Below are 11,961 nucleotides of genomic sequence, written 5' to 3'. Positions count from 1 at the left end.
TAGCCCCATGCGAACACATCAGATCCCCAGGAAGTGGCGCAGCTCGCGCTGCTTGGCCAAGGCATCCTTGCGCCCCAGCTCGATCAGCTCGCTGCAATAACTCGCCTCGAACAGCAGGTAGCTCAGCACCCCTGCGCCACTGGTCTTGGTCGCTCCCGGGCCGCGCAGGAACAGACGCAGCGCCGCCGGCAGCTCGCGCCGGTGACGGGCGGCGATTTCGTCCAGCGGCTGGCTGGGCGCCACCACCAGCACCTCGATCGGCGCCAGGCCCAGGCGCCGGATGTCCAGGTGCCTGGGCAGCAGGTGGCTGAGGTGGTTGAGCCGCTGCAGCAGCTCGATATCGTCCTCGAGACTGTCGATGAAGGTACTGTTGAGCATGTGCGCGCCGATCTGCGCCAGGCTCGGCTGCTGGCCGCTGAACACGCGCTGGGTTGGCAACGGCGGCGCCGGGCGTTGCGGGTTGCCGCTGACGCCCACCACCAGCACACGGCTGGCCCCCAGGTGCAGGGCCGGGCTGATCGGCGCCGACTGGCGCACCGCGCCATCGCCGAAGTATTCCTCGCCCAGGCGCACCGGGGCGAACAGCAGCGGGATTGCCGAACTGGCCAGCAGGTGGTCGATGCTCAGTGACGTGGGCATGCCGATCCGTCGGTGGCGCAGCCAGGGTTCGATGGTGTCGCGTCCCTGGTAGAAGGTCACCGCCTGCCCCGACTCGTAGCCGAAGGCCGTCACCGCCACCGCGCGCAACTGATTGGCCGCCAGCGAGTGGGCGATGCCGTCGAGGTCCAGGTGTTCGTGCAGCAGACGACGCAACGGGCGGCTATCGAGCAGCGCTACCGGCACGTGGCTGCCGAGCCCCAGCAGACTGTGGCCGACGAAGCGGCTGGCCTGGCGGATCACCCCGGGCCAGTCGCTGCGCAGTACCAGATCGCTGCGAAAGCGCTGCCAGAAGCGGGTCAGTTGCTGGACAGATTCGTTGAAACGGGTGGCCCCACTGGCCAACTTGACCGCGTTGATCGCGCCAGCAGAAGTGCCGACGATGACCGGAAACGGGTTGGCGGCGTCGGGCGGCAGCAGCTCGGCGATGCCGGCGAGCACGCCGACCTGATAGGCGGCGCGGGCTCCACCGCCGGAGAGGATCAGACCAGTGGTCGGGGGCATTGCTCCTCCCTGAAGTTCCTATCGCGGGGCCAGCCCGCTCCCACGCCCTGCGCATCTACGTGGGAGCGGGCTGGCCCCGCGATTGCTGTCATCTGTTCTTCTTGTCGTACAACCGCGGCTCGCCCTCGGGGCGCGACTTGAAGCGCCGGTGCGCCCACAGGTATTGCTCGGGGCACTCACGCAACACACCCTCGACCCACTGGTTGATGCGCAGGCAATCGGCCTCTTCGGTCTCACCCGGGAAGCCCTCGAGCGGCGGGTGCACTACCAGACGATAGCCGCTACCGTCCTCCAGGCGCTTCTGGGTGAACGGAATCACCCGCGCCTTGCCCAGCCGGGCGAACTTGCTGGTGGCGGTGACAGTGGCTGCCGGAATGCCGAACAGCGGCACGAAGATGCTCTGCTTGATGCCGTAGTCCTGGTCCGGCGCGTACCAGATCGCCCGCCCCTTGCGCAGCAGCTTGAGCATGCCGCGCACATCGTCGCGCTCCACCGCCAGCGAATCGAGGTTGTGGCGCTCGCGCCCACGGCGCTGGACGAAGTCGAACACCGGGTTGCCATGCTCGCGGTACATGCCGTCGATGGTATGGGCCTGGCCCAGCAACGCGGCGCCGATCTCCAGGGTGGTGAAGTGCACGGCCATCAGGATCGCGCCCTCGCCCTCACGCTGGGCGGCCTGCAGGTGCTCGATGCCTTCGATATGCGCCAGGCGCGCCAGGCGGGCCTTGGGCCACCACCAGCTCATGGCCATCTCGAAGAAGGCGATGCCGGTGGAAGCGAAGTTTTCCTTGAGCAGGCGTTGCCGTTCGTCGACAGAACGCTCGGGGAAACACAGCTCCAGGTTGCGCGCGGCGATGCGTCGACGCTCGCCGGCTACCCGGTACATCACCGCGCCCAGGGCACGCCCCAGCCCGAGCAGGACGCGATAAGGCAACTGGACGACCAGCCACAGCAAGCCCAGGCCCAACCACAGGCCCCAGAATCGCGGGTGAAGGAATGAGGGTCGAAAACGCGGGCGTTCCATGGGTACTTCCGGCAAGACAAGGGCCGGGCATTCTACATCGGTTGCGGGCAAACGGTCTTATCGCTATAAGTCAGGGCACTTTTTTCGCAACAAGCCGTCTATGCAGACCATGAGCCTCAACCAGACACCCGACAACGCCCCCGTGTTCCAGCTCAAGGGCAGCATGCTTGCCATCACCGTGCTGGAACTGGCGCGCAACGACCTCGAATCCCTCGACCGCCAGCTGGCGGCCAAGGTGGCGCAGGCGCCTAACTTCTTCAGCAACACCCCGCTGGTGCTGGCCCTGGACAAGTTGCCCAGCGACGAGGGCGCCATCGACCTGCCCGGGCTGATGCGCATCTGCCGCCACCACGGCCTGCGCACCCTGGCGCTGCGCGCCAGCCGCATCGAGGACATCGCCGCGGCGATCGCCATCGACCTGCCGGTACTGCCGCCGTCCGGTGCCCGCGAGCGGCCGGTCGAGCCGGAACCGGAGGTGAAGCCACCCGAGCCTGCCCCGCCGCCGGTGCCTGCCGAGCCCGAGGTGCGCCCTACACGGATCATCACGTCCACCGTGCGCGGCGGCCAGCAGATCTACGCCCAGGGCGGCGACCTGGTGGTCACCGGCTCGGTCAGCCCGGGCGCGGAACTTCTCGCCGATGGCAACATCCATGTGTACGGCGCCATGCGCGGTCGTGCCCTGGCCGGAATCAAGGGCAATACCAAGGCACGCATCTTCTGCCTGCAGATGACCGCGGAAATGGTCTCCATCGCCGGCCAGTACAAGGTCTGCGAAGACCTGCGCCGCGACCCGCTGTGGGGCTCGGGCGTGCAGGTCAGCCTGTCCGGCGACGTGTTGAACATCACCCGTCTTTAACGGATACTTGCCGGCATTTTTAGCGCAACTTTTTCCTGTTGCCATTTTCATGTATTTGCAGGGACGCCTGTCCCGTTTATTTAGGGGTGAAACACCTTGGCCAAGATTCTCGTGGTTACTTCCGGCAAGGGGGGAGTGGGCAAGACCACCACCAGCGCCGCCATCGGTACCGGCCTCGCACTGCGTGGGCACAAGACGGTCATCGTCGACTTCGACGTCGGCCTGCGTAACCTCGACCTGATCATGGGCTGCGAACGCCGCGTGGTGTACGACTTCGTCAACGTGGTCAATGGCGAAGCCAACCTGCAACAGGCCCTGATCAAGGACAAGCGCCTCGAGAACCTGTTCGTGCTGGCCGCCAGCCAGACCCGCGACAAGGACGCGCTGACCAAGGAAGGCGTCGAAAAAGTCCTGATGGAGCTCAAGGAGCAGTTCGATTTCGTCGTCTGCGACTCGCCGGCCGGTATCGAGAAAGGCGCTCACCTGGCGATGTACTTCGCCGACGAAGCCATCGTCGTGACCAACCCCGAAGTTTCGTCGGTCCGCGACTCCGACCGCATGATCGGCCTGCTGTCCAGCAAGTCGCGTCGTGCCGAGCAAGGCGAAGACCCGATCAAGGAACACCTGCTGATCACCCGCTATCACCCCGAGCGTGTCGAGAAAGGCGAAATGCTGGGCGTCGAAGACGTCAAGGAAATCCTCTCGGTCGAACTGCTGGGTGTCATTCCCGAATCCCAGGCCGTGCTCAAGGCTTCCAACCAGGGCATCCCGGTCATCCTCGACGACCAGAGCGATGCCGGCCAGGCCTACAGCGACACCGTCGACCGCCTGCTGGGCAAGCCAAAGCCGCTGCGGTTCATCGAAGTGCCGAAGCAAGGATTCTTCGCGCGCCTGTTTGGAGGCAAATAAACCATGAACCTTTTTGACTTCTTTCGTGGCAGACAGAAACAGAGCAGCGCGTCGGTAGCGAAAGAGCGTCTACAGATCATCGTGGCGCACGAGCGCGGCCAGCGCAGTACCCCGGACTACCTGCCGGCCCTGCAGAAAGAGCTGGTCGAAGTCATTCGCAAGTACGTCAATATCGGCAACGATGACGTGCAGATCGAACTGGAAAACCAGGGCAGCTGCTCGATCCTGGAGCTGAACATCACCCTGCCCGAGCGCTGATCCCTCAGTCGCTCAGGGTTACCTTGTGGGAGCGGGCTTGCCCCGCGATTGCCGCTATATGGCCGTCGCGAGGCAAGCCCGCTCCCACAATGCTTTGTACAGAGACCCTGTAAACATGCCGCTGTCGAACATCCAGATCCTTCACGAAGACGCCGCCATCCTGGTGATCAACAAGCCGACCCTGCTGCTGTCGGTGCCGGGTCGCGCCGAGGACAACAAGGACTGCCTGATCACCCGCCTGCAGGACAACGGCTATCCCGACGCCCTGATCGTCCACCGCCTGGACTGGGAAACCTCAGGCATCATCCTGCTGGCCCGCGACGCCGACAGCCACCGCGAGCTATCGCGCCAGTTCCACGACCGCGAGACGGAAAAGGCCTACACCGCACTGTGCTGGGGCCAGCCGCAGCTGGACAGCGGCAGCATCGACCTGCCGCTGCGCTACGACCCGCCGACCAAGCCACGCCACGTGGTGGACCACGAACAGGGCAAGCACGCGCTGACCTTCTGGCGCATCGTCGAACGCTGTGCCGACCATTGCCGGGTCGAACTGACGCCGATCACCGGACGTTCGCACCAGTTGCGCGTGCACATGCTGTCGATCGGCCATCCGCTGCTCGGTGACCGGCTGTACGCCAACCCCGAGGCGCTGGCCGCCCACGAGCGCCTGTGCCTGCATGCGTCGATGCTGAGCTTCACCCACCCGGTGTCCGGGCAGCGGTTGAAGTTCGAGTGCCCGGCACCGTTTTGAGGCCATAGGCCCATCGTCGGGCAAGCCCGCGCCCACGGAGATTGATACCGGCGTGAGCGTGGGCTTGCCCGGCGATGGCGCCCGCACAAATTCCCGACCAACTGCGCTAAACTCGCGCCACTGCTGTCTGGAGTGACTTATGCGCGATGCCCTGAACGCCGGCCTGATCGAATTCCTCAAGGCCTCCCCGACGCCCTTCCACGCCACCGCCAGCCTCGCGCAACGCCTCGAGGCCGCCGGCTACCAGCGCCTGGACGAGCGCGACAGTTGGGCCACGGTGCCCGGCGGTCGCTACTACCTGACCCGCAACGACTCCTCGATCATCGCCATCAAGCTCGGCAAGCATTCGCCGCTGATGAGCGGAATCCGCATGGTCGGCGCCCACACCGACAGCCCGTGCCTGCGGGTCAAGCCGCAACCCGAGCTACAGCGCCAGGGCTTCCTGCAACTGGGCGTCGAAGTCTACGGCGGCGCCCTGCTCGCCCCCTGGTTCGACCGCGACCTGTCGCTGGCCGGCCGGGTCACCTTCCGTCGCGACGGCAAGGTCGAAAGCCAGCTGATCGACTTCAAGCTGCCGATCGCGGTGATCCCCAACCTGGCGATCCACCTCAACCGCACCGCCAACGAAGGCTGGACGATCAACCCGCAGAACGAACTGCCGCCGATCCTGGCCCAGGTGGCGGGCGACGAGCGCATCGACTTTCGCGCCCTGCTCACCGAGCAACTGGCCCGCGAGCACGAACTCAACGCCGACGTGGTGCTCGACTACGAGCTGAGCTTCTACGACACCCAGGACGCCGCGCTGATCGGCCTGAACGGCGACTTCATCGCCGCCGCGCGCCTGGACAACCTGCTGTCGTGCTATGCCGGCCTGCAGGCCTTGTTGGCCGCCGACAGCGACGAGACCTGCGTGCTGGTGTGCAACGACCACGAGGAAGTCGGCTCCTGCTCGGCCTGCGGCGCCGACGGCCCGATGCTCGAGCAGACCCTGCAGCGCCTGCTGCCGGACGGCGATGCCTACGTGCGCACCATCCAGCGCTCGCTGATGGTTTCGGCCGACAACGCCCACGGCGTACACCCCAACTACGCCGACAAGCATGACGGCAACCATGGGCCCAAGCTCAACGCCGGCCCGGTGATCAAGGTCAACAACAACCAGCGCTACGCCACCAACAGCGAGACCGCCGGCTTCTTCCGCCACCTGTGCATGGCCGAGGAAGTGCCGGTGCAGAGCTTCGTGGTGCGCAGCGACATGGGCTGCGGCTCGACCATCGGTCCGATCGCCGCCAGCCACCTGGGCGTGCGCACCGTCGATATCGGCCTGCCGACCTTCGCCATGCACTCGATCCGCGAACTGTGCGGCAGCCACGACCTGGCACACCTGGTCAAGGTACTCACCGCCTTCTACCGCAGCCGCGACCTGCCCTGACAGCCTGTCGCCAGACGCCCCCGCGAGCCTGTACCCGCCAGACGTGGATACCGGCTCGCGGTGGAGGCTTGCCAAGCGACTCGCCTGACAACTGCCCCTGGTCAAGCCGCTTCGCCCACAAGCCGCTATGCTTGATACATGCCCCCGAAAACAGAAGGATCCTGTCCATGTCATCGCCGTTCCTGTCACTGTTCGTGCCGGTTTTCCTGTTCCTCATGCTGCTGACCGTCGGTTTCAGCATGCGCGAGCGCAATGTCGGCGTACTGATGATGTGGATCGGTACCCTCGGCATCTTCGGTCTGACCTGCTGGAAGATCCTGGAGAAACTCCCTTCATAAACCTCTACACTCGGGCAATCGTTTGACCTGAGGTAGATTTTCCGGTGCCTGCCCTCCTTCGTTGCATCACGCTGCTGTTCCTCCTGTTCGTCACCCCGGTGCACGCCGCCGGCCTGCCGGGCCTGCTCGGCTCCAGCGCCCCCGCCCAGCCAGAGGCCAGCGAGCCGCTGGGCAAGTCGCTGGACGAGGTGATCAAGAACCTGGAGAACGACCAGCAACGCGCCAAGTTGCTGGCCGACCTGAAAAAGCTGCGTGATGCCACCAAGCAGTCCCAACCCACCGTCGAACAGGGCGTGCTCGGCCTGATCGGCGGCGCCCTGAACGATTTCGAACAACAGTTCAGCGGCGACGCCAGCCCGTTCAAGCGCTGGTCGCAGGAAATCGACCAGGCCCAGGACGAACTGGCCGCGCTGGTGGTCCCGGTGCACCAGTGGCCAGCAATCCTGTTCGGCTTCGCCGGCGTGATCGCGGTGTGGAGCCTGCTGGCCTACGCCTTCAACTGGATCGGTCATCGGGTGCGGGTGCGGTTCGGCCTGACCGAGGAACTGCCGCAACACCCACGCACCTGGGACCTGGTGCGCTTCGCCCTGCGCAAGCTCGGCCCCTGGCTGGTGGCCTTGGTATTCACCGTCTACCTGAGCTTCGCCCTGCCCTCCTCGCTGGGCAAGTCGATGGCCATGGTGCTGGCCTACGCGCTGGTGGTCGGCACGCTGTTCTCGGCGATCTGCGTGATTGCCTTCTCGCTGCTCGACGGCCCCCATCGCCATCGCGCCCTGCACATCCTGCGCCACCAGGCGTTCCGTCCGCTGTGGCTGATCGGCAGCTTCGCCGCCTTCGGCGAGGCGATGAGCGACCCACGCATGACCACCGCCCTGGGCAGCCACCTCGCCCACGCCCTGGCAACCCTGGCCAACGTGGTGGCGGCACTGTGCACCGGCCTGTTCATCCTGCGCTTCCGCCGACCGATCGCCCACCTGATCCGCAACCAGCCGCTGTCGCGGCGCCTGACCCGGCGCACCCTGAGCGACACCATCGAGATCCTCGGCAGTTTCTGGTACATCCCGGCGCTGATACTGGTGGCGATCTCGCTGTTCGCCACCTTCGTCTCCGCCGGCGACACCAGCACCGCCTTGCGCCAGTCACTGATGTGCACGGTGCTGGTGGTGGTGTGCATGGTGCTCAACGGCCTGGTGCGCCGTCACGCCGCCAGCCCCAAGCGCGCCAACAAGCGCCAGGCGGTGTACGCCGAACGCTTGCGCAACTTCGGCTACCTGCTGGTGCACCTGCTCATCTGGCTGGTGTTCATCGAACTGGGCCTGCGGGTGTGGGGCCTGTCGATGATCAGCTTCGCCGAGGGCGACGGCCACGAGGTCAGCCTGCGCCTGCTGGGCCTGGCCGGCACGCTGATCGTCGCCTGGCTGGTGTGGATCCTCGCCGACACCGCCGTGCACCACGCCCTGGTGCGCTCGCGCCGCGGCCTGGCCAACGCCCGGGCGCAGACCATGATGCCGCTGATCCGCAACGTGATGTTCGTGGTGATCTTCATCATCGCGGTGATCGTCGCCCTGGCCAACATGGGCATGAACGTCACCCCACTGCTGGCCGGTGCCGGTGTCATCGGCCTGGCCATCGGCTTCGGCGCCCAGTCGCTGGTGGCCGACCTGATCACCGGACTGTTCATCATCATCGAGGACTCGCTGGCCATCGACGACTACGTCGATGTCGGCGGCCACCTCGGCACGGTCGAGGGCCTGACCATCCGCACCGTGCGCCTGCGGGATATCGACGGCATCGTGCACACCATCCCGTTCAGCGAGATCAAGAGCATCAAGAACTACTCCCGCGAGTTCGGCTATGCGATCTTCCGCGTGGCGATTCCCCATAGCATGAACATCGACCAGGCCATCACGCTGATTCGCGAGGTCGGGCAGAAACTGCGCAACGACCCGCTGATGCGTCGCAATATCTGGTCGCCGCTGGAACTGCAAGGGGTGGAGAGCTTCGAGTCGGGGTCGGCGGTCCTGCGGGCGCGGTTCAAGACCGCACCGATCAAGCAGTGGGAGGTGTCGCGGGCGTTCAACCTGGCGCTCAAGCGCCAGCTCGATGAAGCCGGGCTCGACCTGGCGACGCCGCGCCTGTCGGTGCAGGTGGTGACGGCCGGGGGCGGCGCTGCCGCTGAATAGCCCGCACTGTCCCCAGCAGGAGCGGCCTACCCCGCCTCGGCACGGATACGGATCGCATCGTGCCGCCAATACTCCAGGTCGCAGTCGATCAGGTGCCCGTGCTGGTCGCTGTTGACCCGGGTGATATGCAGCCCGGGGCTGCCCGCCGACACCTTCAGGGCCGCCGCCGCCTCGGCCGGCAAGGCCGTCGGCAGGATCTCGAAGCACACCTGCCCGTAATGAATGGCGTATTCCCGCGCATAGACCTCGGTCAGCGACTGGGCCAGGTCCAATGCAAGAATCCCGGGAAAATAACGCGGGTTCAGGTAGTGCTCGGCATACAGCACCGCCCGCCCATCGATCCGCCGCAGCCGGCAGATGCGCACCACGCTGGACAACGCCGGCAGGCGCAGGCGCGCACAGATGGCCGCCGGCGCCGGCTGCAAGCGCGCCGACAGCAGCTCGGTGCTGGGCGCCCGCCCCTGTTCACGGACCATCGCGTGGAAATGGCTACGCTCGATCAGGTCATAGGTCAGCCGTTCTGGCGCGACGAACCAGCCACGCCGCTCCTCGCGGTAGATCAACCCCTGGGCCTCCAGTTGCACCAGTGCCTCGCGCAAGGTGATGCGGGTGGTGGCGAATACCTCGCTGAGCCTGCGCTCGGCCGGCAGCTTGCCACCCGGAGCCAGCAGGCCGTGTTCGATCTGCTCCTGCAGGGCGTGGCAGATGGCTGTTACCGCACGCGGTGGCGTCGCTTGCATCAAAGGTTACCTATCTGGACTAGTCCAGCCCCAGAACAGGGCATGTGGAGATGGCTGAAAGCCTAGGCAAGGCCGATGAACATCCTGTGACAAAGCCGCCCAAGAACACCTGCCAGATCCGGGCCAGCCCACGCAGTTCAAGGCTTTCGATGTGGTCTACGCTGTATTTCCAGGGCCTCCAGCCTGGCCTCGCCCCCCTTCCCTTACATCAAACTGTCACGCAACAGGCCTACTTTGGCTCGAGGTTTGCTGACCTAGACCAACGGTTGGCAGGCACGGATTTCCTCATAACAACGACAGCAAGGCACCCCACCCAAGGAGCTTCGGATGAAAAAGTTGTTCATGGCGTCACTGCTCGGCTCGGCCATCGCCTTTTGCACTTCGGCCATGGCCCAGGACCTCAAAGCCCTTGAAGAGGCCGCCCGCAAGGAGGGCACCGTCAACAGCGTGGGCATGCCCGATGCCTGGGCCAACTGGAAAGGCACCTGGGAAGACCTGGCGAAGCAATACGGCCTCAAGCACAGCGACACCGACATGAGCTCGGCCCAGGAAATCGCCAAGTTCGACGCCGAGAAGGACAACGCCAGCGCCGATATCGGCGACGTCGGAGCCGCCTTCGGGCCGATCGCCGCCACCAAGGGCGTGACCCAGCCGTACAAGCCGAGCACCTGGGACCAGGTCCCGGAATGGGCCAAGGACAAGGACGGCCACTGGGCGCTGGCCTATACCGGCACCATCGCCTTCATCATCAACAAGGACCTGGTCAAGGAAGGCGAGCGCCCAAGCAGCTGGCACGACCTGGAGAAGGGCAAGTACAAGGTCGCCATCGGTGACGTCGGCACCGCGGCCCAGGCCGCCAATGGCGTGCTCGCCGCGGCCATCGCCTACAAGGGCGACGAAAGCAACATCGAACCGGGTCTGCAGCTGTTCACCAAGCTGGCCCAGCAGAAGCGCCTGTCGCTGGCCAACCCGACCATCCAGACCCTCGAGAAAGGCGAGGTGGAAGTCGGCGTGGTGTGGGACTTCAATGGCCTGAGCTATCGCGACCAGATCGATCCGAAACGCTTCGAAGTACTGATTCCGTCCGACGGCTCGGTCACCTCGGGCTACACCACCCTCATCAACAAGTACGCCAAGCATCCGAACGCGGCCAAGCTGGCCCGCGAGTACATCTTCAGCGATGCCGGCCAGACCAACCTGGCCATCGGCCATGCCCGGCCAATCCGCGCCGAGCACCTGAAGCTGCCGGCCGAGGTCCAGGCCAAGCTGCTGCCCAACGAGCAGTACAAGGCGGCCCAGCCGATCAAGAACGCCGAGGCTTGGGAAGCGACCTCCAAGGCCCTGCCGCAGAAGTGGCAGGAGCAAGTGATCATCGAGATGGAATAAGGCTCTACCCTCCCGGGGCTGCTGCGCAGCCCATCGCGCCACAAGGCCGCTCCTGCAGGATCGGCCTTGTGGCGCGAAAGGAGGGCAAAGCCCTCCCCGGGTTTCTTGCGGAGTAACACATGAATCACAACGTCATCCTGGTCCTGCTCGACGGCCTCAACCATCAGGTCGCCCACCATGCCATGGGCCACCTGCACGCCTACGTCGAGGCCGACCGCGCCGCGCTGTACCGCCTGGAATGCGAACTGCCGTCGCTGTCCCGCCCGCTGTACGAGTGCATCCTCACCGGCGTGCCGCCGATCGACAGCGGCATCGTGCACAACAACGTCAACCGCCTGTCCAACCAGCGCAGCGTGTTCCACTACGCCCGCGAGGCCGGGCTGGGCACCGCCGCGGCGGCCTATCACTGGATCAGCGAGCTGTACAACCGTTCGCCGTTCGACCCACTGCGCGACCGCCACACCCACGCGCCGAAACTGCCGATCCAGCACGGCCTGTTCTACTACGCCGACCACTACCCCGACTCGCACCTGCTGGCCGATGCCGAATACCTGCGCCGGCGCCATGCGCCGAACTTCCTGCTGGTGCACCCGATGAACATCGACGACGCCGGCCATCGCCATGGCCTGGACAGCAGCCAGTATCGCAACGCCGCACGCAGCGCCGACATCCTGCTGGCCGACTACCTGCCGCGCTGGCTCGAGGAGGGCTACCAGGTGCTGGTCACCGCCGACCACGGCATGAACAACGACCGCTCGCACAATGGACTGTTGGCCGAGGAGCGCGAAGTCCCGCTGTTCGTCTTCGGCGAGGCGTTCAGCCTCGATCCGGCGGCCAAGCCGCTGCAGACCGAACTGTGCGGCACCGTCTGCGAGTTGCTTGGCGCCACCCACGACAAACCGCTGTGCCGGGAGTTGCTCAAGTGA

12 protein-coding genes are annotated in these 11,961 nt (G+C 65.6%); 9 read left to right on the top strand and 3 right to left on the bottom strand.

From position 1 onward, the window contains the following. Positions 1-18: 18 nt before the first annotated feature. The gene (locus tag F3J43_RS06640; RefSeq protein ID WP_166884016.1) at positions 19-1,161 is read right to left on the bottom strand and encodes a patatin-like phospholipase family protein; all 1,143 of its coding nucleotides are present in this window, start codon (positions 1,159-1,161) and stop codon (positions 19-21) included. A gap of 88 nt (positions 1,162-1,249) precedes the next feature. After that, entirely contained in the window at positions 1,250-2,185 is a 936-nt protein-coding gene (locus F3J43_RS06635) for a lipid A biosynthesis lauroyl acyltransferase (RefSeq protein WP_166884015.1), read from the bottom strand. Positions 2,186-2,285: 100 nt separating this feature from the next. On the opposite strand from F3J43_RS06635, the gene minC reads away from it, so the two are divergent. The 7 genes from minC to F3J43_RS24280 all read left to right on the top strand — a co-directional run bounded on the left by minC (position 2,286) and on the right by F3J43_RS24280 (position 8,909). Next, positions 2,286-3,041: a septum site-determining protein MinC gene (gene minC / locus F3J43_RS06630; RefSeq protein WP_166884014.1), complete on the top strand. Its 756-nt coding sequence runs from the start codon at positions 2,286-2,288 to the stop codon at positions 3,039-3,041. Between the two features lie 96 nt (positions 3,042-3,137). Next, positions 3,138-3,950 carry a septum site-determining protein MinD gene (gene minD / locus F3J43_RS06625; protein ID WP_110736460.1) on the top strand — a complete coding sequence of 271 codons (813 nt, stop codon included), beginning with the start codon at positions 3,138-3,140 and terminating at the stop codon, positions 3,948-3,950. A 3-nt stretch (positions 3,951-3,953) separates the two neighbouring features. Beyond that, on the top strand, positions 3,954-4,208 hold the full coding sequence (minE, locus tag F3J43_RS06620) for a cell division topological specificity factor MinE (protein ID WP_134689299.1): 255 nt from the start codon (positions 3,954-3,956) through the stop codon (positions 4,206-4,208). A 115-nt stretch (positions 4,209-4,323) separates the two neighbouring features. Beyond that, complete coding sequence (locus tag F3J43_RS06615) at positions 4,324-4,959, top strand: RluA family pseudouridine synthase (RefSeq protein ID WP_166884013.1); 636 nt, start codon at positions 4,324-4,326, stop codon at positions 4,957-4,959. Between the two features lie 139 nt (positions 4,960-5,098). Beyond that, complete coding sequence (locus F3J43_RS06610; protein ID WP_166884012.1) at positions 5,099-6,388, top strand: M18 family aminopeptidase; 1,290 nt, start codon at positions 5,099-5,101, stop codon at positions 6,386-6,388. A 167-nt stretch (positions 6,389-6,555) separates the two neighbouring features. Beyond that, positions 6,556-6,726 carry a hypothetical protein gene (locus F3J43_RS06605; protein ID WP_166884011.1) on the top strand — a complete coding sequence of 57 codons (171 nt, stop codon included), beginning with the start codon at positions 6,556-6,558 and terminating at the stop codon, positions 6,724-6,726. Positions 6,727-6,770: 44 nt separating this feature from the next. Continuing rightward, complete coding sequence (locus F3J43_RS24280; RefSeq protein WP_166884010.1) at positions 6,771-8,909, top strand: mechanosensitive ion channel domain-containing protein; 2,139 nt, start codon at positions 6,771-6,773, stop codon at positions 8,907-8,909. Between the two features lie 26 nt (positions 8,910-8,935). On the opposite strand, the gene F3J43_RS06595 is transcribed toward F3J43_RS24280, so the two are convergent. Continuing rightward, positions 8,936-9,649, bottom strand: a complete 714-nt coding sequence (locus F3J43_RS06595) for a UTRA domain-containing protein (protein WP_166884009.1) — start codon at positions 9,647-9,649, stop codon at positions 8,936-8,938. Between the two features lie 327 nt (positions 9,650-9,976). Here F3J43_RS06595 and F3J43_RS06590 point away from each other — a divergent pair, with 327 nt between their 5' ends. Together F3J43_RS06590 and F3J43_RS06585 are read left to right on the top strand one after the other, a co-directional pair. Continuing rightward, on the top strand, positions 9,977-11,035 hold the full coding sequence (locus tag F3J43_RS06590; protein ID WP_166884008.1) for an ABC transporter substrate-binding protein: 1,059 nt from the start codon (positions 9,977-9,979) through the stop codon (positions 11,033-11,035). A 119-nt stretch (positions 11,036-11,154) separates the two neighbouring features. Then, positions 11,155-11,961, top strand: coding sequence for an alkaline phosphatase family protein (locus F3J43_RS06585; RefSeq protein WP_166884007.1), 807 nt, complete (start codon positions 11,155-11,157; stop codon positions 11,959-11,961).

The organism is Pantoea sp. Cy-639 (assembly GCF_011752525.1).
GTDB lineage: Bacteria > Pseudomonadota > Gammaproteobacteria > Pseudomonadales > Pseudomonadaceae > Aquipseudomonas.
The sequence above is the reverse complement of the archived record's forward strand: the minus strand, read 5'-3'. Positions and strand labels throughout refer to the sequence as shown.